Annotated in this window: 25 protein-coding genes; 13 read left to right on the top strand and 12 right to left on the bottom strand. The window is 70.1% G+C overall.

Annotation, left to right across the window (positions count from 1 at the left end; genetic code table 11):
- The first annotated feature begins 1 nt into the window (after window position 1).
- The gene (locus ACQPYS_RS10520) at window positions 2–979 is read left to right on the top strand and encodes an SCO2521 family protein (protein ID WP_433492438.1); all 978 of its coding nucleotides are present in this window, start codon (window positions 2–4) and stop codon (window positions 977–979) included.
- A gap of 23 nt (window positions 980–1002) precedes the next feature.
- Here the strand turns inward: ACQPYS_RS10520 and ACQPYS_RS10515 are convergent, their stop codons facing one another.
- Together ACQPYS_RS10515 and ACQPYS_RS10510 are read right to left on the bottom strand one after the other, a co-directional pair.
- Complete coding sequence (locus ACQPYS_RS10515; protein WP_433492437.1) at window positions 1003–1824, bottom strand: hypothetical protein; 822 nt, start codon at window positions 1822–1824, stop codon at window positions 1003–1005.
- Between the two features lie 17 nt (window positions 1825–1841).
- Window positions 1842–2303 (bottom strand): GNAT family N-acetyltransferase, encoded by a 462-nt coding sequence (locus ACQPYS_RS10510; RefSeq protein WP_433492436.1) that lies wholly within the window; start codon window positions 2301–2303, stop codon window positions 1842–1844.
- 242 nt (window positions 2304–2545) lie between these two features.
- Here ACQPYS_RS10510 and ACQPYS_RS10505 point away from each other — a divergent pair, with 242 nt between their 5' ends.
- The 3 genes from ACQPYS_RS10505 (at window position 2546) to ACQPYS_RS10495 (ending at window position 4698) form a co-directional block, all read left to right on the top strand.
- Window positions 2546–3130, top strand: a complete 585-nt coding sequence (locus tag ACQPYS_RS10505) for an NADPH-dependent FMN reductase (protein ID WP_433492435.1) — start codon at window positions 2546–2548, stop codon at window positions 3128–3130.
- A 175-nt stretch (window positions 3131–3305) separates the two neighbouring features.
- On the top strand, window positions 3306–3950 hold the full coding sequence (lexA, locus tag ACQPYS_RS10500) for a transcriptional repressor LexA (RefSeq protein ID WP_063036050.1): 645 nt from the start codon (window positions 3306–3308) through the stop codon (window positions 3948–3950).
- A 52-nt stretch (window positions 3951–4002) separates the two neighbouring features.
- On the top strand, window positions 4003–4698 hold the full coding sequence (locus ACQPYS_RS10495) for an NUDIX hydrolase (RefSeq protein ID WP_433492434.1): 696 nt from the start codon (window positions 4003–4005) through the stop codon (window positions 4696–4698).
- A gap of 21 nt (window positions 4699–4719) precedes the next feature.
- On the opposite strand, the gene ACQPYS_RS10490 is transcribed toward ACQPYS_RS10495, so the two are convergent.
- The 7 genes from ACQPYS_RS10490 to ACQPYS_RS10460 all read right to left on the bottom strand — a co-directional run bounded on the left by ACQPYS_RS10490 (window position 4720) and on the right by ACQPYS_RS10460 (window position 9218).
- Window positions 4720–5019 (bottom strand): hypothetical protein, encoded by a 300-nt coding sequence (locus ACQPYS_RS10490; protein WP_433492433.1) that lies wholly within the window; start codon window positions 5017–5019, stop codon window positions 4720–4722.
- A 64-nt stretch (window positions 5020–5083) separates the two neighbouring features.
- Window positions 5084–5812, bottom strand: coding sequence for a hypothetical protein (locus ACQPYS_RS10485; protein ID WP_063036048.1), 729 nt, complete (start codon window positions 5810–5812; stop codon window positions 5084–5086).
- Window positions 5812–6651 (bottom strand): SDR family oxidoreductase, encoded by an 840-nt coding sequence (locus ACQPYS_RS10480; RefSeq protein ID WP_433492432.1) that lies wholly within the window; start codon window positions 6649–6651, stop codon window positions 5812–5814. The genes ACQPYS_RS10485 and ACQPYS_RS10480 overlap by 1 nt, the downstream gene beginning before the upstream one ends.
- Window positions 6652–6660: 9 nt before the next feature.
- Window positions 6661–6891, bottom strand: coding sequence for a hypothetical protein (locus tag ACQPYS_RS10475; protein ID WP_433492431.1), 231 nt, complete (start codon window positions 6889–6891; stop codon window positions 6661–6663).
- Between the two features lie 100 nt (window positions 6892–6991).
- Entirely contained in the window at window positions 6992–7471 is a 480-nt protein-coding gene (locus ACQPYS_RS10470; protein WP_433492430.1) for a hypothetical protein, read from the bottom strand.
- Window positions 7472–7626: 155 nt separating this feature from the next.
- On the bottom strand, window positions 7627–8142 hold the full coding sequence (locus ACQPYS_RS10465; RefSeq protein WP_433492429.1) for a carboxymuconolactone decarboxylase family protein: 516 nt from the start codon (window positions 8140–8142) through the stop codon (window positions 7627–7629).
- On the bottom strand, window positions 8139–9218 hold the full coding sequence (locus ACQPYS_RS10460) for an NAD(P)H-dependent amine dehydrogenase family protein (RefSeq protein WP_063036043.1): 1080 nt from the start codon (window positions 9216–9218) through the stop codon (window positions 8139–8141). Before ACQPYS_RS10460 ends, ACQPYS_RS10465 begins: the two co-directional genes overlap by 4 nt.
- Window positions 9219–9433: 215 nt before the next feature.
- Here ACQPYS_RS10460 and ACQPYS_RS10455 point away from each other — a divergent pair, with 215 nt between their 5' ends.
- Both ACQPYS_RS10455 and ACQPYS_RS10450 read left to right on the top strand, forming a co-directional pair.
- Complete coding sequence (locus tag ACQPYS_RS10455; RefSeq protein WP_433492428.1) at window positions 9434–9889, top strand: hypothetical protein; 456 nt, start codon at window positions 9434–9436, stop codon at window positions 9887–9889.
- The gene (locus ACQPYS_RS10450) at window positions 9886–11103 is read left to right on the top strand and encodes a flavin-dependent oxidoreductase (protein WP_063036041.1); all 1218 of its coding nucleotides are present in this window, start codon (window positions 9886–9888) and stop codon (window positions 11101–11103) included. The genes ACQPYS_RS10455 and ACQPYS_RS10450 overlap by 4 nt, the downstream gene beginning before the upstream one ends.
- A 33-nt stretch (window positions 11104–11136) precedes the next feature.
- On the opposite strand, the gene ACQPYS_RS10445 is transcribed toward ACQPYS_RS10450, so the two are convergent.
- Entirely contained in the window at window positions 11137–11961 is an 825-nt protein-coding gene (locus ACQPYS_RS10445) for a YceI family protein (protein WP_433492427.1), read from the bottom strand.
- 101 nt (window positions 11962–12062) lie between these two features.
- Entirely contained in the window at window positions 12063–12839 is a 777-nt protein-coding gene (locus tag ACQPYS_RS10440; protein ID WP_431941403.1) for a helix-turn-helix domain-containing protein, read from the bottom strand.
- 70 nt (window positions 12840–12909) lie between these two features.
- Here ACQPYS_RS10440 and ACQPYS_RS10435 point away from each other — a divergent pair, with 70 nt between their 5' ends.
- The 6 genes from ACQPYS_RS10435 (at window position 12910) to ACQPYS_RS10410 (ending at window position 18475) form a co-directional block, all read left to right on the top strand.
- Window positions 12910–13785 carry an alpha/beta fold hydrolase gene (locus tag ACQPYS_RS10435; RefSeq protein WP_433492426.1) on the top strand — a complete coding sequence of 292 codons (876 nt, stop codon included), beginning with the start codon at window positions 12910–12912 and terminating at the stop codon, window positions 13783–13785.
- 186 nt (window positions 13786–13971) lie between these two features.
- A complete protein-coding gene (locus ACQPYS_RS10430; RefSeq protein ID WP_433492425.1) occupies window positions 13972–14751 on the top strand; it encodes a DUF72 domain-containing protein in 780 nt (259 codons plus the stop codon).
- A gap of 129 nt (window positions 14752–14880) precedes the next feature.
- On the top strand, window positions 14881–15855 hold the full coding sequence (locus tag ACQPYS_RS10425) for a TIGR03557 family F420-dependent LLM class oxidoreductase (protein WP_433492424.1): 975 nt from the start codon (window positions 14881–14883) through the stop codon (window positions 15853–15855).
- A gap of 110 nt (window positions 15856–15965) precedes the next feature.
- Complete coding sequence (locus ACQPYS_RS10420) at window positions 15966–17048, top strand: Vms1/Ankzf1 family peptidyl-tRNA hydrolase (protein ID WP_433492423.1); 1083 nt, start codon at window positions 15966–15968, stop codon at window positions 17046–17048.
- Window positions 17049–17077: 29 nt separating this feature from the next.
- A complete protein-coding gene (locus tag ACQPYS_RS10415) occupies window positions 17078–17266 on the top strand; it encodes a hypothetical protein (protein ID WP_063036034.1) in 189 nt (62 codons plus the stop codon).
- Window positions 17267–17455: 189 nt separating this feature from the next.
- Window positions 17456–18475 carry a serine hydrolase domain-containing protein gene (locus ACQPYS_RS10410; protein ID WP_433492422.1) on the top strand — a complete coding sequence of 340 codons (1020 nt, stop codon included), beginning with the start codon at window positions 17456–17458 and terminating at the stop codon, window positions 18473–18475.
- A gap of 48 nt (window positions 18476–18523) precedes the next feature.
- Here ACQPYS_RS10410 and ACQPYS_RS10405 read toward each other — a convergent pair whose 3' ends face one another.
- Complete coding sequence (locus ACQPYS_RS10405) at window positions 18524–19321, bottom strand: VOC family protein (protein WP_433492421.1); 798 nt, start codon at window positions 19319–19321, stop codon at window positions 18524–18526.
- Window positions 19322–19633: 312 nt separating this feature from the next.
- On the opposite strand from ACQPYS_RS10405, the gene ACQPYS_RS10400 reads away from it, so the two are divergent.
- Complete coding sequence (locus ACQPYS_RS10400) at window positions 19634–21091, top strand: GntP family permease (RefSeq protein WP_433492420.1); 1458 nt, start codon at window positions 19634–19636, stop codon at window positions 21089–21091.
- The last annotated feature ends 16 nt before the right edge of the window (window positions 21092–21107 follow it).

Below are 21107 nucleotides of genomic sequence, written 5' to 3'. Positions count from 1 at the left end.
GATGGCCGCGACCGCGCCCCTGGTCGTCCTCGGTGAGGTACGCACCTGCCTGCTGCCGTCGGCCACGGCGCTGACCCGGGCCGAGGCCGGGGAACTGCTGGCCCTGCTCCCCGGCTGCGGCGTCCGGTGGCGGGAGCGACCGGGCACGCTGGGCCTGTCCCCGACCACGGCGGTGGGGGTCGATTGCGATCTCCGGCTGGGCGAGCAGCCCGCCCGGATCGTAGGAACCGTGGCCACCGGCCTCGCGCTGGCCGGCGGGCGGGTCTTGCAGTCCTCGGCACGCACCCGGGTGGTGCGGGCCGCGGAACGCCGCCGCCAGACCTGGTCCCACTACATCAGCCAGAAGGGCGTCACCGAGGTCGTCACCCGGATTCCCGAGCGGATGGCGGCCGGGAACGTCCTGGCCGACGGCTATCTCGCCGCCGACCCACTGCCGGGGACGGCCCCGCTGGACCTGGCGTCGATCAGCGAACGGTTGCTGGCCCGGGTCCGCGCCGATTCCCGGTTGGACCAGAACCCACCGGTGCAGGCCGGGACGACCAGGCTGCGCTGGACGGCCCGGGTCGGCGGCAGCAGCGGTCCGGCCGCGACCCTGCACCTGGACGACGACACCGTCCGCTCGGTGCGGCTGATCGTGCGCGACGAAACCGATCTGGAGGCGGCACAACGGTTCTGCGAAGACCTGGCCGCGCACGATTGGCTGCTGACGGTGCTGGCCGACGTGCTCGACGAAGCCGACCGGTTCGCCCCGCACAGCCGCGAACGGATCGATATCCTCGCGCCTGCTCTCGAACATCTGGCCGGGCTGTGGATGCCGGGCGCGCATACACCGCCGGTACTGCGCGCGCTGTGGAAGGATCTGCAGAATGATCCCGGATTCTCCCGGCAGTGGAATACGCTGGTGGGCCGGTTACGGGACAATATCGCGGTCGCCACGCTGTCGGCATTGCGGCACAAGATCTTCGACGCGGAATGGTGATCCGCGCGCACCTTTCGTCCCGGCTACATCCGGAACCATTTCCGGACCAGTAGCGCGAAGAACACCGACATGGATACCGCGCCGGTCCACGCCTCGACGACGAAGAGCGTCCGCACGGCGCGGGGCAGGTCCTGCGTATCCCCGGGACCCGGCGGATTCAGGAAACCGGTGACGCCCATGTAAATCGTGTCGTCGACCGCCTGCCCGCCCAGCAGCAGGGCCACCCCGGTGAATACCAGCATCTGCAGGATCACCCAGCCCAGCAGCCAGGAGGGCCGGTACCCGTGGCCACACAGGAGGTAGGAGCCCTGTCCGGCCCAGCGCCGCAACCCGTGCGGTAGTCCGCGGGTGTTCGCACGCGCCAGTTGCAGCCCGCAGCGGTCCTCGGCTTCGTCGTCCTCGTTCACCCGGTACAGCGCCATGGCGCGGCGGAATGCCAGGGCCGCGTGGGTGGACAGGCCCACCTCCGACAGGTGCGCCCCGATCGTCTCGTACTCCTCGGCCAGCAGCGTGTTCTGCCGGGCGCTGAGGCGCAGCGGACCGCGGAACTCGACCTCGGCGGCCATCAGCGCGGCCGGTACCGCGCTGGGCACCCGCCAGCCCTCCTCGTCGGGACGCGGATCGCGGGCCGCGCCGTAGAGGTGCGGGAAGACCAGCGTGTCGGAGTGCCGCCGGCGCGCGCTGGGCGGATCGTAATCGTCGAGGACGGCTTCGACGTGCACGGCGAAGGTGTCCAGTGACATCCGCTCGGGGTGCGCGTCGGCATCCAGCTCGGCGGTGTAAGCCGCTGCGTGCCTGGCGATCCGGGTGGAGACCGATGCCACGAACGGCGAGATCTCGCCCATACGAACCAGTTTAGCGTTCAGGGATGGAGCCGGAATTCGTAGAGGTCGCGCGGCTCCCCGGGCCCGAAGTAGCGATCGTCGTGTTCGACGAACTCGAAACCGGCCTGTTTGAACAGGTTTCCGGCGGGATGGTTATCGGGCCGGACCGTGAGGTACACCGTGGCGGTGCCCAGTTCCCGGCATACGCGCAGGGTCTGGTTGAGCAGCGCGCACCCGAAACCGGCGCCCTGGTATCGCTTGGCCACGGCGAAGGTGAACAGCAGCGCCCGTCCGGACTTCTCCAGGGTGAGCGCGTACCCGATGACGGTGCCCGCGACCTCGGCGACCAGCCATTCCGAGCCGTGCAGATCGTAGAGCTGGCGCAGCATCAGGTACAGGTACGGTTCGCCGAACACCTCCGCCTCGATGGCCGCGATAGCCTCGAGATCGGCAAAGCGGGCCCGCCGGTACACCGGCTGTGGCGCCTCCGCGATATCCATGTGCTCCCTCGTCCCAGGGCATACGCCGTCCGGTACCAGCCTAGAACGTCGGCTCGCCGACCGCGCCAGTGTAGAGCTCGCGCAACCGTTCCGTGATGCGCCACGTTCTATCGTCGGCATACCCGCCGGCGGAGGTCTGTCACAGCGGGCCGGGATTCCGCCTTGACATGAACAATAGTTGAGGATTCAGAGTGGTGTCCGGAGCGGCACACCCGCCGCCCGGTACGCCCCCTGGAGGAAATATGGATATCGTCGGCACCGGCACACCCCTGCGCGTCGCGGTCATCATCGGTAGCAGTCGCGACGGCCGCTTCGCACCCGCCGTCGGCGACTGGTTCCTGACCAGGGCCTCGCTGCGCGCCGACCTGGCACCCATGACCGTCGATATCGCCGACACCGAACTACCGCACACCTTCGGCGTGCCCGCCGCCGGGATCGCCGGGACGCGGGAGACACTCGCGGCCGCCGACGCCTTCGTCGTGATCACGCCGGAGTACAACCACAGCTATCCCGGTACCCTGAAGAACTTCATCGACCTGCACCACGCGGAATGGCAGGCCAAACCCGTGGGTTTCGTGAGCTACGGCGGTATCTCGGGGGGCCTGCGCGCGACCGAGCACCTGCGCACGGTGTTCGCCGAACTACACGCCGTCACCGTCCGCGACACCGTCAGTTTCCACAACCCCTGGGGGCAGCGGGACGACACCGGCGCGCTGACACCCGGCGCCGGTGCCGATACCGCGGCCACCACGCTGCTCGACCGGCTCGTCTGGTGGGGTGAGGCGCTGCGCACCGCCCGCGCGGCGCGGCCCTACACGGCGCGCTGAGCCCGGCCCCGTGACCCGGCGCCCCCGTCGGCGATCCCGTGGCCCGACAGTCCGGCAGCACCACGGTCCGGCAGTCCGGCGGCCCCCGCAGCCCGGCCGGCCCCGCACCCCTGGCGAGGACGGCAAGGACGGATACCCCGTAAGCGGCTGTCACGCCTGGTCATACGATGTCGCGGTGACCGAATACGACCACCTCGACACCTCGACCCTGCCGGAACGCCAGCGCCGCATCCTCGCGGCGATACGGGACTGGGTGGTGCGGCACGGTTACCCGCCGAATACCCGCCAGCTCGGTGACGCCGTCGGGCTGCGCTCCTCGTCCTCGGTGTCGAAGCATCTGAAGAGCCTGGAGGAGAAGGGGTTCCTGCGCCGCGGTGACGGCGTCTCCCGGCCGATGGATGTGCGGCTGTTCCTGAACGCCGGAGCCGAGCCGGAACCGGCCCGAGACGCCGTCGCGGTCCCCGTCGTCGGCGATATCGCGGCGGGTACGCCGATCCTGGCCGACGAGCACACCGACGATGTGCTCACGCTGCCACGGGAACTCGTGGGCCGCGGGACCGTGTTCGGGTTGCGGGTGCGCGGCGATTCGATGGTGGACGCGGCCATCTGCGACGGCGATATCGTGGTAGTGCGCCGCCAGCCCGACGCACAGACCGGGGAGATCGTCGCCGCGATGCTGGACGGAGAGGCGACGGTCAAGGTGTTCCGCCGCCGCGCCGGGCATGTGTACCTCGAACCGCGCAACCCTGCCTACCCGGTGATCGACGGCGACCACGCGGTGGTACTGGGCAAGGTCGTCTCGGTGATGCGGCGGATGTGACCGCCGCGCCCACCGCCCGGCGGGTGCGAGCCGATGGTGCATGATCGAATGTATGGGAACAGACCCGGGACCGCGGGTCCCCGACAATCTGCACGATTTCCGCACCCTCGCCCGGGCCCGGCTGGCGGTGTTCCCGCGGATCGCGGTACCCGATACCGACGGGTTGCGCAGGGCCGCCGTGGTGCTGTGCGTGGTCGATACCGGCGGATCACTGTCGGTGCTGGTCATCAAGCGTGCCTATCGCGGCCGCAATGCCGGACAGTGGGCCTTGCCCGGCGGCCGCGTCGAGCCGGGCGAGACCACACAGCAGGCCGCCCTGCGCGAACTACACGAAGAGCTCGGACTGACGACCGTCCCCGAGGATGTGCTCGGCACGCTCGACGATTTTCCGGCCAGTTCCGGATTCGCCATCACTCCCCTCGTGGCGACGCTGTCGGATATCACGCGTCTGAACCCGAACGCCGACGAAGTCCATTCGGTGCACCGGGCCTCCTGCGACCGGCTGGCCGCCGACGACACCCCGCGCTGGGTGCTGCCGGACTCGGCCCGGATGCACGACGGCGCCCCGGCGGTCGACGCCCCGCCGGGTGAGCCCGGCCTGTTGCAGATGCGCTTGGGCCCGAATATGACGATCCACGCCCCCACCGGCGCGCTGCTCTGGCAGTTCCGCGAAGTGGTGCTGCTGGGCAGCGAACCGAAGGCGGCCCGGGTCGCGGATTTCGCGCAGCCCACGTGGACGCGGCACTGAGCGCGGACCACCCCGAGCCGGTCAGGGCCGCCCGGCGCCGGGCTGCGCGTCGGGTCCGCCGGCCGAACGCTGACCCTCCGGCACGATATCGGGCTCTTCCTCGGCCAGCCGGCGCTCCATCGGTTCGCCCTCGCGCTGCTCCCGCGGCGTAGTGGCGTACCGGTCCGCGGCCGACCAGTGGTCGGGCGGATCCATGCCCTCTTCGAGCGGGTCGGCGGCCAGTTCGTCTTCGTCCAGTTGTTCGCCGGTCGAGGGAATCGCGCTGCTCGCCCACTCGGCGATCTCGGGGGATTCCGTGCCGGGGTCCTCGGTTTCGTTCATGGTCTCGTGGTTTCCCCGACGACGCGGCGCAAACAGCTCGCCGCCGATTTGCTCGCGCGCGCCGTCACCGGTCCGGCTCCACCTCGACCCGGCCGGTTTCTCGGTCCTCCACTCCTCGGCCACGGCGGCTGCCGTCGTAGGCCGACTCCCGCAACTGCTGCACCACACGGGGTAGCAGGGCTACATCGGCGGGGTGGTTGAGCACGGGGTCGTAGAAGTCGGTGCGGTGTTCGCCCGGGTCCGCGGCGCGCAGCGCCAGGTGCCCGACGGTCTGGCGCGCGGGCCCGTAACCGGCGACCGAGATCGTGTATCCGACCTGATGCTCGTGCACATGCCGGGCCAGGGCCGTCAGTGAGGTGCTGGTGGGCAGGCCCGGGTCCGGCTCGGCGAGCACCCAGAGCGGATCGGAATCGTCCCACCGGTAGGGCAGCAGGCTGCCGAACCGGGCGCTGTCCCAGCCGCGCGCGACGGTCAGGGACAGCCGGGCGACCGGGCGCTGTCCCGTGGTGGCCAGTGCGAAATCCCAGGGTTTGTCGTTGATGTCGAGTACCCGGAAGGCGAGGCCGAGGACATCCGGGACGCCGCCGGGAGTGCCCACCCCTTTCGAGAGACGTCCGATGGTCGCGCGGTCGCCGTCGCCGAACAGCCGGGTGAATTCGGGTTCGGCGCGGAAGCGGCCGGAGAGCCGGACGCCCCGCGGGTGGAAGAAACGGGCGTGCCGGAGATGGGCACCGGCGTCGAAGGCGCCGCGCACCAGCGCCGACACCGGAGCGAGCGTAAGTCGATCGGTCATCATTCGTCTCCCTTCGGATCACGCCAGCCCTCGTCTCCGACGAGCTGGCTGGACTGCGGCCCCATCAACAGCATCCCGCCGTCCACGACATAGGACGCTCCGGTCACATATCCCGCGGCGGGGGTCGCGAGGAAGGCCACCACCGAGGCGACTTCCTCGGCGTGGCCGGGTCGGCCCAGCGGCAGCCCCGGCCGGGGTTGTTCGCGTGGATCGGCGTTCTCCTGCCCGGTCATCGGGGTGGCGATCTCGCCGGGCGCCACCGAGTTCACGGTGATGTCGTGTTCGGCCAGTTCCAGCGCCAGCACCTTGGTCAGGGCACCGAGGCCCGCCTTGGCCGCACAGTAGGGCGCGGCCCCTACCCTGGGCGCGTGCTCGTGCACGCTGGTGATATTGATGATCCGCCCGCCACGGCCTGCCTCTGTCATATACCGGACGGCGCGTTGCGTGCAGAGGAAGGCGCCGTCCAGGTCGACCGACAGCACATGCCGCCAGGTGTCGAAGTCCATATCCATCGCCTTCTGCGCGGAGCCGGTACCGGCGCAGTTCACCAGCACATCCACCCCACCCAGTTCGTCGGCGAGTTCGTCCACCGCGGCGGTACTCGTCGGCAGATCGTCCAGGTCGAGTCGCCGGACAGCGGCGCGCGCACCCCGGTCGCGAGCCAGTTCAGCGGTATGCGCGGCGCCGGCCTCGTCCGAGTGATAGGTGATCCCCACATCGACGCCGCCGCCGGCCAGCGCCACCGCGATGGCTCGGCCGATCCCCGAATCGGAGCCGGTCACCACGGCCCGTAGCGGCGCGCCTATACGTTCTTTCGGTAAGGGAGCGATAGTAGCCATAGGGCGCGGCTACCCGGACGGATCGCGATCACACAACCGGTCGTCGACCGGATCGCGACCGCCGACCCCGGAGGTGCCCGCACGATGACGCGCCACTCCCCCGGCGTCGGGGGCCGGCGGCGGGGTATCGCCACCGCGGCGTTCGCGCAGGGCATCGAGGAACTCGCGCAGCAGCGCGACGGTCGCGATGACCCGCGGCTGCCGGCCGAGTTCCGTCCGGGTCCGGACGATCACCCGCATACGCTCGCCTCGCTGTCGGTCGGGTATGCGGCATACCCGGGTTCGCCGTGCCGACACAGCCGGCCGGGCTTCGGTTCGGCCGCTCGTCACCGGGCGCGGGTCAGCCCGCGAGGATCTGGGGTGAGAGCACCTTGAGCATGGCGTTGGTCCAGCGCAGCTGGCGCAGGGTACCCGGATGGCATTGCGCGGCCAGGTCCAGCAGTTCCGGTTCCCGGGCCGCCTGCGCGCCCTGGGCGAGCAGCTCCCAGTCCATCGACACCCCCGCCGCGAGCTGATGCAGCCGGCGCAGGTCCCGCAGCAGCCGCAACCCCGGGTCCGGTGGCCGGCCCACCGCTCCGCGCAGCCGCCGCCCCCGGGGCAGCCGGACCCGCAGGTGGTGCGGGCCGTGACCTTTCGCCGCCCCGAACCGGGGCGCGAGCGCATCCAGTTCACGGAGATTGTCCTGGGATGAGCCGGCCAGATCCCGGGCGGTGTGGTGGATCTCGTACTCGGCCCGGTGCCGGACCGCGACGGCCGTCAGTTCCGCGGCGAGTTCCCGCTCGGAGAACTGCAGTTCCTCGATGACGATATGCAGTCTCACCGGCTACCTCGGTCTTCGGCGCGGAGTCCGTACCGCCCCGGACCATAGCGGGTGGGTGCTCCCCAGGGTTCGGCGTTACGGCCGCGAGTCTTCATATCCCGCAGTTACCCAGGACGCCGCGGGTTCATCGCACCGGTCCCGGGCCGGGCACGACCTCAGGCGCCGGGACGGGCACCGGGGGCACCGGGGGCCGAATGTCCGGGAAGCACACACACCGCGTCGAGGCCGAGCACATGGTTGAGCCGGCCGAAGGCGAGCCAGGAGCCCAGGCACATGCTCAGCTCGACGATCTCGGCCTGGCTGTAGTGGGCGGTCATCCGGGACCAGAAATCCTCGTCGAGATTGTGGTGGTCCAGGGCGTAGCGTTCGGCGTATTCGGCGGCCAGCCGGGCGCGGTCGTCGAGCACCTCGGTGCCACGCCAGTCGGCGACGGCGGCGTCGAAACCCTCCTCCACCTTCTGCCCGTCGCGTTCGGTACGCCAGTCCAGACAGAACACGCAGCCGTTGATCTGGGCGATCCGCAGCCGAGCGGCCTCGAATTCGCGCAGCCCCAGGGTGGTATGCGCGTACACCGCCAGCGAGAAGTTCGAGGCGGCGACACCGATGCCGGGCACCATCTCGCCCCAGACGTAGCCGATGGGGTCCTTACCTTCGGGAATATCGACTCTCATGAGGCGTTCCTTCCGAGCTTTCCGGCCGCCGGTCGCAGCGGGACATCGAGGGCGTCGTAGAGGCCGGGCCCGGCCGCGACCAGCCAGTCGATCGCACCGACCAACCGCCCTACGGCGGTGGCGTTACCACCGGCCGCGTAGTTGCCGCCCTCGTCGGTCGCCTCGACGGTGACCTCGATACGCGGGCGGCCTTCGATGATCACCCGGTGCGCCCCTTCACCATTGGGTGGGGCGGGCCAGTCGGGCGCGCACGACGGGTGTATCCGGGTGATGTGCTCCACCACGATGCGGGGCTCACCGGCCACGATGCCCTGCACTTCGAAACGCATGGCGCCCTGGGTGCCCGCCTCGAACTTGCCCATGGTCGCGGTCTCGACGGTGGTTTCCAGGGGCAGCCGCTGCACGGACTCGCGGACCTCGTCGAGTTCGACGCCGAGCGCCCGGGCCATGAGCCGCACCTGTCCGCCCCACACCATGGTCGGAACGGTGGGCGCCACCATGGGCGGCACCTGATCCATGGGCTGACCCATGCCCACCAGGTAGCGCACGGAATCGGGCTGGTCGTAGGTGGAGTAGTCGAAGATCTCCTGGCAGCGCACCACGTCGACGACGCTGCCCAGACCGCTGACGAGCAGCGGCAGCACATCGTTGCCCCAGCCGGGATCGATGCCGGAGACGAACAGCGAACCCCCGCCGGATTCGATCGCGGCCAGGACCGGTTCCCGGACCTCGGGCGGGGCGCCACGCTGGTCGTAGAGGGCGTAGAGCGCCGGGGTCACCACCACCGTGCCGCCACCGATCGCACGGACGATATCGGCGAGTGCGTCGTCGGGCCGGATCTCACCCGAGGCGGCGTACACCACCGCTTGGGGCCGGGCCGCCAGTACCGCGTCCACATCGGTTGTGGCCGCCACCCCCAGCGACCGGTCGAGCCCGGCCAGGTCGCCCGCGTCCCGGCCCGCCTTGGCCGGGTCGTGCACGAGGACAGCGGCGAGTTCGAGTTCGGGGTGGGCGTCGACCGCCCGTACCGCGGCGCGGCCCACATTGCCGGTCCCCCAGACGACCGTCGAGATCATCGCCGGAGTCTAACAAGCGCTTGGTTGTGAAGGGGGCGATTCGGCAGCTTCGCGGCCATACCACCCCGGCCGTCACGTGTCCCATATCTCCGCCGCCGGGAATGCCGCACCGGCGGCGCCGCCGTATCGTGGAACCGGTGACGGAATTCCTCACGGAGACAACGGAATCCGATTTACCCTCGGTTACCCGCATGTTACTGCGCGCTGACGGATCGATGACCAGACTGCTGGAGGCGCTGATCGACCGCCCGCTGGCACTCGACCTCACCGATCAGCACACCACCACCGGCCACGACCTCGACCCCGCGGTACGCGCGGCGCTCGGCTGCGCCGATGCCGATGCCGTGGTCGTCCGCCGCTCGACTCTCGTCACCACCGGCGGCGCCGCCGTCTCGTGGAACTGCGTGGCCGTGGTGGCCGCCGACGACGAACTCACCGCCCTGCTCACCGACGAACGGCTACCCATCGGCCACAGCCTGGCCGGCGCCCGCCGCCACCTCGCGCGCACCGTCCTGGGCGCGGGCGTCACGCGCTGGCCCGTGGCCGGAGAAGGGGAAGGCCTGCCCTGCGCGTACAAGGAGAGCGTGCTGTCCGACCACCGGTCCGCCGTGGTGGCACATCTTCACGAACGGTTCGATCCCACCTATGTGCCGCTGGCGGCGGCCCGATGAGGATACTGATCGTCGGCGCCGGGATCGGTGGGCTGACGACGGCGCTGAGCCTGCACGCGGCCGGTATCGACGTCCAGGTGATCGACCGGGTCTCGCGGCTGCGCCCGCTCGGGGTCGGCATCAATCTGCTGCCGCACGCGACCGCGGTCCTCGCCGAACTCGGCTTACACGACGCACTCGCCGCGCGGGCAGTCGCCACCTCCGAACTGGTGCACTACGACCGATTCGGCAACGAGATCTGGCGGGAACCGCGCGGCGTCGCGGCCGGGCACCCCTGGCCCCAGTTCTCGGTCCACCGCGGCCGGCTGCAGTCTTTGCTGCTGGATACGGTGCGCGAACGGCTCGGCCCGGATGCGGTACGGACCGGGTGCCGGTTCGTCGCCGCCACCGAAGAAGACCGTCAGGTCCGCGTCGTGATCGGCGAGCACGGCAGCAGTACCGCGCGCGAGCTCGCCGCGGACGCGGTGATCGGCGCCGACGGGCTGCACTCCGCGGTGCGGGCGCGGCTGTACCCGGACGAGGGCCCACCACGCTGGAACGGAATCCGGATGTGGCGCGGCGTCGCCACCGCGGCGCGCTTCCTCACCGGCTCCTCGATGTTGATGGCCGGCAGCAATCACGCCGCCAAACTCGTCGCCTATCCGCTCGGCCCGGCCGCCCCGGGCAGCGATGAGGTCCTCGTCAACTGGGTCGCCGAGGTGCGGATGCCGCAGGACACCCAGGGCGAGGCCGAGTGGACGCATACCGGGCGGCTCGACGATGTCGCGCCGCACTATCGCGGCTGGCGGATCGCAGGCCTCGATGTGGCGGCATTGCTCGCGGCGAGCGAGACAGTGCTGGAGTATCCGATGGTCGACCGGGATCCGCTGCCGCGCTGGAGCTTCGGGCGGATCACCCTGCTCGGCGACGCCGCGCACCCGATGTACCCGGTCGGCTCCAACGGCGGTTCGCAGGCGATTCTCGACGCCCGGTCGGTGGCCGCCGAACTGGCCGGCGCGGGCGATCCGGTCGCCGGATTCGCGGCCTACGAATCGGCGCGCCGCGACACGGCGAATTCCGTGGTGCTCGCCAACCGGGACATTCCGATGGATCGCGCCCTGCGGATGGTCGCGGAACGCGCGCCCGAAGGTTTCGACCGCATCGAGGATGTGCTGACCACCGCGGAATTACGCGCTATCACCGACGGCTACCGGCGCACCAGCGCTGTCCGGTAGCCGGCTGGTGGGCCGGCTACCGCCACACCTCCATCAGGCCGATTCGGGGAGCCGGTCACCCTGGACCACCTGGATGTCCAGGTCGATCTTGACCGTGGTGCCGATCGCCGCCACTCCGGCACGGACCACCGCGTTGTAGTCGATGGCGAAATCGTCGCGTCGCAGTGTGGTCTCGGCATGGAACGCGGCGCGCACCCCACCCCAGGGGTCCGGGCCGAACCCACCGTAGGTCAGCGCGAGATCGACCGGCCGGCGCTGCCCGTGCAGGGACAGCTCACCCGACATCACCCAGGTGTCGCCGCCGGTGCGGCTGAGGCCGTTGCTGGTGAAGGAGATCAGCGGGTAATTCTCCACGTCGAGGAAGTCGCTGGACCGCAAGTGGGTGTCGCGCATCTCGATACCGGTGTCGATGGTGGCGGCCTTGATCTCGGCGTAACCGGAGGTCTGTTCGAACCGGTCGGCGATATCGAGCCGTCCGCTGACCTCGGCGAATCGCGCCTTGATACTGGATATGCCCAGGTGACGAGCAGTGGCGATCACCGAGGAGTGCACCGGGTCTATGGTCCAGGGCCCGGCCGGCGGGAGGGCGACGGCGTCGACCACCGGGGCCAGCGCCACGTCGCCCAGCGTGCCCGAACCCGAGGACGAGATCTGCACCGCCCGGGCGGCGGGCTGATAACCGGCGGCGGTGAGCACCGCGGTGTGTACACCCGGACGCAGCGGTTCGGTGGACACCGCGCCGTTCTCGTCGGATACCGCGCGGCAGATCTGCCGACCACGCATATCCGTCACGGTCAGCACCGCGTCGGGTACGGGCCAGCCGTCGGCGCCGTGGATGCGGCCGGTCAAACCGGGCATGGGCATCACCTTTTCACCACTCAGAGTTGATTAGCACAAGCAACTAGTTGCCGAAGCCGAATATACCCACGTCATCTCCCCGCCGACGGGCGCGGTGACCTTCATCGCTCGAGGACCGACAGTTCCCCGCCGATCCGGACGAAGGCCGTGGGCGTGAGGCCGAACATCGCCCGGAAAGTATCGCTGAAATGCGACGGCGAGGCGAACCCCGCGTCCGCGGCCGCCCGGGTCAGATCGTGCCCCGCCGCGTGGGACCGCGCGATGTGCACCATCCGCGCCCACTGGACGTAGCGCCGGAAGCTGGTGCCGGTCTGCCCGGCGAAGGTGCGCAGGAAATAGGAGGTCGACAGCCCGACCGCGCGGGCACAGTCCGCCGCGCGATAGGGGCGGGCGGGATCGGCCCGGATGGTGGCTGTCGCTGCGGCGATCCGCGTGTCCCGTATCACCGGCAGGGGGACGCTGGCCAGTTCGAGAAGCCGCTCGATATCGGGTTCCGGCTGCCGGCACAGTGCGACGAGCTCGTTCTCCTCCCGGTGGGCGTACGCGAAATCGCCGGTGGTCCGGGTCATTCCACCCAGGCAGCGGGTCAGTCGCGCGCTCGTCGGGTCGAAGAAGCAGAACAGCATCCGGCCCTGTGTACCGGTCACATGGTGGACCACCCGCGCCCGGAACAGGAAACTGCGCGCGGTGATATCCACCGTTTCCCCGGCGCGCACCCGGAACGACGCGTCCACGCCCACCCCGAGCGAGGGCAGGGCGGTGGAATGCGGGGCCAGGCCCAATCCGGGGCCCAGGTAGACGGCGTGCCCGGAACGCACCCACAGCCGCGCCGCCGTCGCCGGGGCGGCGCATGTTTCCGGAAGTGCCGAGATGGTCATGCGGGCGACGATACCGGCGTATGCGCGACCGGTCCGGAGAACAAACCACCACCGATCCAGGAGACAGCCGATGACGACCGATCGAATCGAACCCACCGCGCACCGGGCGCCGACCCGGTACGAGACCACACTCGACGGGGCCCGGTTGAGTTATGCCGCAGCCGGTTCCGGCGACCCGCTGGTGTTGCTGCACGGCTGGCCACAGTCCCATCCGGCCTGGCGGGAGCAGATCGGGCCACTGTCCCGGCACCGGCGGGTGATCGCGCCGGACTGGCTCGGCTGGGGTGATTCCGCACGCGATACGGCCCTGTCCTGCGATTACGACAGCGAGGTCGACCGGCTCGCGCGCATGCTGGACGCGCTGGAACTCGACCGCGTCGACCTGGCATGTCACAACTACGGCGGCTTCCTGGGGCTGGGCCTGACCCAGCGCCACCCCGACCGGATCCGGCGGCTGGCGATCCTCAACTCGCGGGCCCACGGGACCTTCGTCGGGCGCTACGCGCTGCTGTTCGGCGTGTTCACCACCGCCGCCCGCTACGGACCCGGCCGGCGCCTGCTCGCGGCACCCCCGATCCACGCCGTGCACCGCTGGGGACTGCACCGGTATGTCCGCAACGGCACCTTCACGCCCGAGCGGCTCGAGCAGTACCTCCGCCTATTGCGTACCGCCGAGGGACGCCGCTGGTACGCGCATTTCTGGGCCGGGTACCGGGTCCGGATCCGCCCGGACCTGAGGGCGCGCCTGAGCGAGATCGACTGTCCCACCACTGTTGTCTGGGGCATCCGGGACCCCGCCATCCCGATGACCACCGCCCAACAACTCGCACGGGAGATACCGAACGGCGAACTGGTGCGCATCGACGCCGATCATTTTCTGATGGAACAGCGTCCGGAGGAGGTCACCGAGGCGCTGCGGCACTGGCTACAGCGACCCGCGCGGTGAAGTCCGGACCGATGGTCCCGTGCGCGCGAGACGGTACCGCCGAAGGCATGGGTGCGGGCCTCCGGGGTAGCCGCCATATATGAACCCACGCAGGCGACCGGTCCGGCCTCGTCACCACCGGGCACCGGAGCGGAGCTCGCGAGGCGACGGCCCCGGGCCTCGCCGCGCAGAGCCGGTGGGAAGGCGATGACGCTGCATATCGGCACCTCCGGCTGGCAGTACCGGGACTGGCGCGGTGTCCTCTACCCGGACCGGTGCCCACAACGGCTGTGGCTGGAACACTATGCCGCGGGTTTCGCGACCGTCGAGAACAACAACGCCTTCTACCGGCTGCCCGCCCGGGAGACCTTCGATGCCTGGCGCGAGCGAACACCCGCCGGTTTCGTCATGGCCGTCAAGGCCAGCCGGTTCCTGACCCATATGAAACGCCTGCGCGACCCCGAGGAACCGGTCACCCGGCTGCTACACCACGCGGGCGGTCTGGGACCGCGGCTGGGACCGGTACTGGTGCAACTCCCCGGGACGCTGCGTGCCGACCCGGGCCTGCTCGAGGCCTGCCTGCGCTGCTTCCCCCGCGATATCCGGGTCGCGGTGGAGCCCCGGCACGATTCCTGGTGGTCGCCGCGCGTCCGCGGGGTGCTCGAGGACCACGGCGCCGCCCTCTGCTGGGCCGACGCCGGTTCGCGCCCGGTGACTCCGCGCTGGCGGACCACCGATTGGGGCTATCTGCGACTGCATCGGGGCCGCGCGGCACCGGCGCCCCGCTACGGGACGCGGGCGCTGGCCACCTGGGTCGAGCGGCTCACCCGCACCTGGTTCGACGCCGAGGATGCCTTCGTCTACTTCAACAACGACCCCGGTGGCGCGGCCGTCCGGGACGCCGTCGAGTTCGCGACGATCGCCACGCGGGCCGGCGCCACGGTGACCCGCACACCCAGCGGCGTTCCCCCCTACCCTCCGGCCTGACCGAGCGCAGCGCCGGACCGTTCCCGTTTCCCACGCGGCCCACCGGGTACCGCGCCCAGGTCCGACGCCGCACCCTCCGCGAGACCGAACTCGTGGCGGCCATCGACGACTACAGCGTTCGGAGGAACCATGCAGATCGGTTACAAACTCGCCGCCGAGGGCTTCGGCCCGGCCGAACTGGTCCGGCAGGCCGTCCGCGCCGAAGCCGCGGGATTCGACTTCGTCGAGATCAGCGACCATTTCCACCCGTGGCTGGACAATCAGGGTCACTCCCCGTTCGCCTGGGCCGTACTCGGCGCCATCGCCGCCGAGACCGAGCGGATCGGGATCGCCACGGGCGTCACCTGTCCGACCGTGCGGTACCATCCCGCGATCATCGCGCAGGCGGCCGCCACGCTCGCGATCCTGTCCGAGAACCGGTTCACGCTGGGTCTCGGCGCCGGGGAGCGCCTCAACGAACACATCGTGGGTGAGGGGTTCCCGGTCGATGTCGCCGGCCGTCACCAACTGCTGCGGGAAGCACTGGAGACCATCCGATCACTGTGGAAGGGCGGATACCGCTCCTACGACGGCAAGTTCCTGAAACTGTCCGATGCCCGCATATTCGACCTGCCCGACGAGTTGCCGGTGATCGCGGTGGCCGCCGGTGGCAGCCATGCCGCCGAGATCGCCGGCGAACTGGGTGACGGGCTCTTCGCCACCGAACCGAAATCGCATCTGGTCTCGGACTACCAGGCGGCGGGCGGCGCCGGCCCCCGCTATGCCGAGGTGCCGATGGCGTGGGCGCCCGACGAGCACACCGCGGCCCGGGCCGCCCGGGACACCTCGCGCTGGGCGCTCACCGGCTGGAAGGTGATGAGCGAACTGCCGAACCCGGTGAACTTCGCTGCGGCCTCGGAGACGGTTCGGGAGGAGGACATTCTGGAGAAGTTCGCCTGTGGGCCGGACCCGCAACGCTACCTCGACGTCGCGCAGCCCTTCGTGGACGCCGGGTTCGATCATCTGGTGATGCAGAACGCCGGCCCGGACCCGGACGGGTTCATCGATTTCTTCCGCGCCGAACTGGACGAACCACTGCGCAAACTGACTCCGCAGCCGGCCTGACCCGCGCCCGGGTCCCGGCGCCGCCGGGCCGCCGCGGGCGCCGGTCCCGATGATTTCGCCGGACCCGGATTCGATCCGCTGTGGCCGGGTACGCGTTCGCCGTGAATGGCATGAGTATCAGAGAAGTAGCGCAACGACCCGGACCGTTCGCCTCGCTGTACATCGACGCCGAACACGACACCGAGGACGCCGAACGGCAACGCGTTCTGCGCTGGCGGGCGCTCGCCGAGCGACTGGCCGACGCGGGCGCTTCGGAGCAGATGATCACGGTGCTCGGCGCCGCGGTCACCGCCGGCCCGCCCGAACCGGGCCGGCCCGGGCGGTTCCTCATCGCCGACGCCGAGTCGGTGCTCATCGACCGGTGGTTACCCGGGCGTCCGCAGCCGGAGATCGTCCGGGTATCACCGCTGCCATACCTGCTGCCGCTCATCGAACACGAGGCCGGCGAGGTACCGCATGCGGTGGCGGTCGTCGACGGGGTCGGCTCGGATATGTACGGCGTGGACGAGCACGGCGAGGTGGTCGAGGAATCCGTCGAGGGCAGCGGGCATCCGGTGCACAAGGTGCGCCACGGCGGCGGCTGGTCGCATCGCTCGATGCAGCGGCGGGTGGAGGAGACGGCCCGGCGCAATGCCGGCGAGGTCGCCGAGGAACTCACCCGAGTCGCCCGGCGGGTGCACGCCCAGGTGGTGGTGCTGGCCGGGGAGGCCGACACCCGGTCCGCGGTCCACGGTGCACTGGGTTCCACCGGAGCGCGGGTGGTAGAGGTCGACACCGGCGGCCGCGCCGCGGGGGCCGGGGACAGCGAACTCGACGACGCGGTCCGTGAAGTTGTCACCGAACAGGCCGACCGGCAGCGCGCGGAGATCACGGCGCGTTTCGACCAGGCCCACGGCCGCGACGAGGGCCTGGCCGTCACCGGATTGTCCGAAACGGTCTGCGCCCTGCTGGCCGCCAACGCCGAGAACGTGCTGATCAACGCCACCGCGCTCGGTGACCGCACCGTCCGCATGGATCCCGCACCGCTGCGCGACCCGGCCGCGCTCGGCGCCCCGGGCCCGGCCACCGGCACGACCTGCCGCGCGGACGAGGCGCTGCCGGTGGCGGCGCTGGTCCGCGGCGGCACGGTGACCCCGATCGGCGCAGAGACCGCGCCGCGGGAGGGAGTGGGGGCGCTGCTGCGCTACGCCTGAACCATTTCCGGAACGAGGCAGGAGAAGATATGGAACGAGGAAACAGCAAACACGGTCCGGCCCGCGACGACGAGTTGGCCCACGAACTGGAAGGTACCCTGCGGGGTAACCGGTCGAGCCGGGCGCAGGAATGGCACGACCCGGAACCACCGGCCGACGACGACAACCTGGCGAACGAACGCGTGGACCGGACCGAACGCCGCGACCGCGGCACCTGACCGGCTCCGCCGGCACCGCGCGACGCCGATGGCGGTCACGCGGTGCCGCCGACGGACACAACCCGTAACTATCGGATCATGGGCATACGAACCATCGTTCTTCCGCTCTGCACAGCCGCGATGCTGCTGTCTGCCTGCACGACGAACTCGGTCGAACCCGCCCCCGCACCTTCGGTTATCGCCGCCCGCATGGACAGCGTGCAAGGCGACCTCGACGCGGTGATCCACTCGGGTGCTGTCGGGGCCATTGCCACGCTCACCGAGAACGGCGCGACCTCCGTCGTCGCCTCCGGCCTCTCCGATATCGCCGCGGGGACCCCGATCCCTACCGATCGCCCCCAGCATGTCCGGGTCGGTAGCGTCACCAAGGCTTTCACCGCCGCGATCGTGCTGCAACTGGTCGCCGAACACCGGATAGATCTCGACCGCTCGATCGACACCTACTTGCCCGGCCTGCTCGTCGGCCCCGGGGTGGACGGGCGCGCCCTCACCGTCCGCCAGATCCTGGGCCATCGAAGCGGGCTGCCCGAACTGCCCGAAACCCCGGAGATGAACGAATACGCGGCGGCCAAGGAGGGCCGCACCGTCACTCCCGCCCAGGAGATCGCAGCCGCCCTGCGGCATCCCGCGCAGTTCGCCCCGGGCGCTCGATTCGAATACACCAATACCAATTACATCGTCGTCGGCATGCTGATCGAGGCGGTGACCGGACACCGCTACACAGATGAGCTGCGCGACCGCATTCTCGCTCCGCTGGCGCTGCGGGACACCTACCTGCCGGCCACCGGGGAAACCGGTTTGCGCGACCCGCATCCGACCGGCTATGCCACCGTCGACGGCACCGTGACCGACGAGACGCGGGTGGAGCCGTCGGTGCCGTGGGCGGCCGGCGCGCTGGTCAGCACCGGCGCCGACCTGAACCGGTTCTTCCTCGCGCTGCTGTCGGGTCGGGTGGTGCCGCAGGCCCAGTTGCCGCAGATGCTCGACGGGGTCGATATGGGCCGCGGTGACGGCATGTCCTACGGGCTCGGCCTTGCGTACACCGAGCTACCGTGCGGCCTGCAATATGTCGGCCACCTCGGTAGCATCCACGGCTTCTCTGCCATCTCCGGCGCCGCGGCCCCAGGGCTCGCGGTCACCTTCTCCATTACCGGTACACCCCCCACCGTGGATATCCGCAACGTGCTCACCCACGCACTGTGCGGCTGAACGAACAGTCCGGAAGCGCCGTCACCGCACCGCGACGCGGCGGGTCGGTCAGGACGGCATCTCGGTGGTCTGCGCGGTATCGATCACGCCGAAGGTTTCGCCCTGCGGCGCGATGAGCACGCCCATCCGGCCGAAGGGGCTGTCGTCGGGGCCCATCAGCAGGGTCGCGCCGAGACCGGTCGCCGAGGCGAGGATCGCGTCGGTGTCCTCGACCTGGAACCAGCTCAACCAGTACGACGGCCCGGCGCCCGGGTTCTTGGTGGAATCGTTCAGGCCCCCGACCGGTTCCCCGTCGGGAGCGAGCGCGAAGGTCGCGTAGTCGACATTCACCCCGTCCCCGATCTCGGTGAACGTCCAGCCGAACACCTGGGTGTAGAACTCTTGCGCGCGTTGATAGCCGTCGGTGTGCAGTTCGTTCCAGCAGTAGGCTCCCGGCTCGTTGTAGACCGCGGCGCCGAAATGCTGTTTCGCCTGCCACATCCCGAACGCCGCCCCGCCGGGATCGGTGGCCACCAGCATCCGCCCCGCATCCAGTACATCGAACGGTGCCATGACCACGGTTCCGCCGGCCGCCGTGATCGCGGCGGAGGTGTCGTCGGCATTGTCGGTGGCGATATAAGTGGTCCAGGTCGAGGGCATCGGTTGCCCGGGTGGTTTGGGGCCGATGCCGGCGACCGGGCGGCCGTCGCGCAGCGCCATCAGGTATCCACCGGCTTCGGGCGGACCGCCGGCGATCTCCCAGCCGAACAGGTCGCGGTAGAACTCTTGGGCGCGGTTCGTATCGTCGACCTGGCAATCGGTCCAGCACGGGGTGCCGGCCGGCCAGGGAGTTTCACGTATCGGCATTGCGTGTCCTCCGTGTTCCGTTTCGGGGTTCGCGCGAGTCGAGCGATAACAGGCCGAGATGACCGGATGAGACAGACACCGCGCGGCGCGCGACGGTTCGCGCGCCGCGGTCCGTGGCGAGGCAACCGTATCCAGCGGGCAGCGGCCGGGCAATAACCGCGCGGCGCACCCGCCCGCCACGGTGCCTGGTTGCCTATATCGTGAGTGTGTGCTCATAATGTGAATCCGCTGTGGCCTGCGTCACGAGTGGCCTTCCGTGCCGCCAGCACGGGAGCAGACGCCCGGCCCGGTGCGACTCGATGGGATAAGCACATGTCAGACCTTGCCACGATGGTCAACACAGGCGCCGCGGTCCTCGCGGTGGTCCTGCTGATCATCCGATTCAAAATCAACCCGGCGGTAGCGCTGGTCCTCGGTTCGGCCTATCTCGGACTCACCGCCGGTCTGGGTACCGAGAAGACCGTCGAAACGATCGCCACCGGTTTCGGCGACATCATGGCCGAGGTCGGGTTGCTGATCGCCTTCGGCGTGCTGACCGGCGTGATGCTGCAGGAGACCGGGGCCATCGAACGCCTCGTGCGGGCCCTGATCCGGGTCTTCGGTGTCAACCGGATGCCGTACGCGCTCTCGCTCACCATCGCCACCGCGCTGCAGTCGATCTACCTCGACGTACTGCTGGTCATCTCCGCCCCCCTGGCCCGGACCGCCGCCGCCAAGATGGATAAGAAGGGCACCGCCCGGATGGCCACGGCGCTGGCGATCGGTGGCGAATGCGGCATCGTGCTCATGGTGCCCGGCGTCGGCGCGCTGGCCCTGGCCGGACTACTCGGTGTGCCGCTCGGCAAGATGCTGCTGTTCGGCCTGTTGCTCGTGATTCCCACGGTCACCATCGCGGTCGCTGTCATGAGCTTTCTGTTCGACCGCGGCTGGTGGAACGAGGAACGCGACGAACAGCCCTACCCCGCCGACGACGAGCCCGCCGGTGAGCCGGACGTACGCGCGGCCGACGGGGAGCCCGGGGCCGGCGCCGCGGAACTCCGGGACGGCGACGGGGCATCCGGCGCCGCCGGCAAGCCGGCCGGTTCCGGCGGAGTGACCGTACGCGTACCCGCGCGGCCCCGGCCCGACACGCCGCTGCCGCTACTGATGGCACCGCTGATGACGGCCCTGCTGCTCATTGCCGTCGGCGCCGTCCTCGATGTCGCCGAGATCCGCAACCCGGTGATCGAATTCCTCGCCACCCCGGTCATCGCCCTGCTGATCGGACTCGTCGGCACCAGCATCGTGGGCCGCCGCAGCGTCGGCATCGACCGGATCCAGCGATGCATCGCCACCGGCTTCCAGGAGAGCGGACAGATCCTCATCCTGACCGGGGTCGGCGGGTCACTGGCCGCCACCATCACGGCCACCGGCGTCGGCGATATCCTCGGCGACTACTTCACCGCGAGCACCGCGGCACCACTGCTGATGGTGTGGGCGATCGCGGCCCTCCTGCACATCGCGGTCGGTTCGGTGACGCTCTCGGCTATCACCGCGGCGGGCATCCTCGCGCCGGTGGCCCCGGCGCTCGGAATCGATCCCGTGCTGATCGCCCTGGCCGCGGGCGCCGGATCGCTGTTCGCCGTCCACGTCACCAGCAATACCTTCTGGCTGCTGCAGTCGCTGATGGGGCAGACCACCCGCGGCACGCTGAAAACGTGCTCGGTCGGCGTATCCATCGCCTCGGTGGTGGCGATTCTGCTCATCATGCCGCTGAGCCTGGTCCTGTGAAACTCGGAAATAAGAG

Source organism: Nocardia grenadensis (assembly GCF_050942415.1).
Lineage (GTDB): Bacteria > Actinomycetota > Actinomycetes > Mycobacteriales > Mycobacteriaceae > Nocardia > Nocardia grenadensis.
This window is presented reverse-complemented; position numbering and strand designations above follow the sequence as displayed.

Excerpts from the sequence above, each read along its gene's own strand:
- ACQPYS_RS10410 (WP_433492422.1), top strand. The coding sequence starts at position 17,456 with ATGGACAGCGTGCAAGGCGACCTCGACGCGGTGATCCACTCGGGTGCT.
- ACQPYS_RS10480 (WP_433492432.1), bottom strand. The coding sequence starts at position 6,651 with ATGGCTACTATCGCTCCCTTACCGAAAGAACGTATAGGCGCGCCGCTA.
- ACQPYS_RS10510 (WP_433492436.1), bottom strand. The coding sequence starts at position 2,303 with ATGGATATCGCGGAGGCGCCACAGCCGGTGTACCGGCGGGCCCGCTTT.
- ACQPYS_RS10460 (WP_063036043.1), bottom strand. The coding sequence starts at position 9,218 with ATGATCTCGACGGTCGTCTGGGGGACCGGCAATGTGGGCCGCGCCGCG.
- ACQPYS_RS10435 (WP_433492426.1), top strand. The coding sequence starts at position 12,910 with ATGACGACCGATCGAATCGAACCCACCGCGCACCGGGCGCCGACCCGG.
- ACQPYS_RS10440 (WP_431941403.1), bottom strand. The coding sequence starts at position 12,839 with ATGACCATCTCGGCACTTCCGGAAACATGCGCCGCCCCGGCGACGGCG.
- ACQPYS_RS10495 (WP_433492434.1), top strand. The coding sequence starts at position 4,003 with ATGGGAACAGACCCGGGACCGCGGGTCCCCGACAATCTGCACGATTTC.
- ACQPYS_RS10425 (WP_433492424.1), top strand. The coding sequence starts at position 14,881 with ATGCAGATCGGTTACAAACTCGCCGCCGAGGGCTTCGGCCCGGCCGAA.
- ACQPYS_RS10405 (WP_433492421.1), bottom strand. The coding sequence starts at position 19,321 with ATGCCGATACGTGAAACTCCCTGGCCGGCCGGCACCCCGTGCTGGACC.
- ACQPYS_RS10420 (WP_433492423.1), top strand. The coding sequence starts at position 15,966 with ATGAGTATCAGAGAAGTAGCGCAACGACCCGGACCGTTCGCCTCGCTG.
- ACQPYS_RS10465 (WP_433492429.1), bottom strand. The coding sequence starts at position 8,142 with ATGAGAGTCGATATTCCCGAAGGTAAGGACCCCATCGGCTACGTCTGG.
- ACQPYS_RS10445 (WP_433492427.1), bottom strand. The coding sequence starts at position 11,961 with ATGCCCGGTTTGACCGGCCGCATCCACGGCGCCGACGGCTGGCCCGTA.
- ACQPYS_RS10505 (WP_433492435.1), top strand. The coding sequence starts at position 2,546 with ATGGATATCGTCGGCACCGGCACACCCCTGCGCGTCGCGGTCATCATC.
- ACQPYS_RS10430 (WP_433492425.1), top strand. The coding sequence starts at position 13,972 with ATGACGCTGCATATCGGCACCTCCGGCTGGCAGTACCGGGACTGGCGC.
- ACQPYS_RS10520 (WP_433492438.1), top strand. The coding sequence starts at position 2 with ATGGCCGCGACCGCGCCCCTGGTCGTCCTCGGTGAGGTACGCACCTGC.
- ACQPYS_RS10455 (WP_433492428.1), top strand. The coding sequence starts at position 9,434 with ATGACCAGACTGCTGGAGGCGCTGATCGACCGCCCGCTGGCACTCGAC.
- ACQPYS_RS10400 (WP_433492420.1), top strand. The coding sequence starts at position 19,634 with ATGTCAGACCTTGCCACGATGGTCAACACAGGCGCCGCGGTCCTCGCG.
- ACQPYS_RS10475 (WP_433492431.1), bottom strand. The coding sequence starts at position 6,891 with ATGCGGGTGATCGTCCGGACCCGGACGGAACTCGGCCGGCAGCCGCGG.
- ACQPYS_RS10485 (WP_063036048.1), bottom strand. The coding sequence starts at position 5,812 with ATGACCGATCGACTTACGCTCGCTCCGGTGTCGGCGCTGGTGCGCGGC.
- ACQPYS_RS10490 (WP_433492433.1), bottom strand. The coding sequence starts at position 5,019 with ATGAACGAAACCGAGGACCCCGGCACGGAATCCCCCGAGATCGCCGAG.
- ACQPYS_RS10515 (WP_433492437.1), bottom strand. The coding sequence starts at position 1,824 with ATGGGCGAGATCTCGCCGTTCGTGGCATCGGTCTCCACCCGGATCGCC.
- ACQPYS_RS10450 (WP_063036041.1), top strand. The coding sequence starts at position 9,886 with ATGAGGATACTGATCGTCGGCGCCGGGATCGGTGGGCTGACGACGGCG.
- ACQPYS_RS10415 (WP_063036034.1), top strand. The coding sequence starts at position 17,078 with ATGGAACGAGGAAACAGCAAACACGGTCCGGCCCGCGACGACGAGTTG.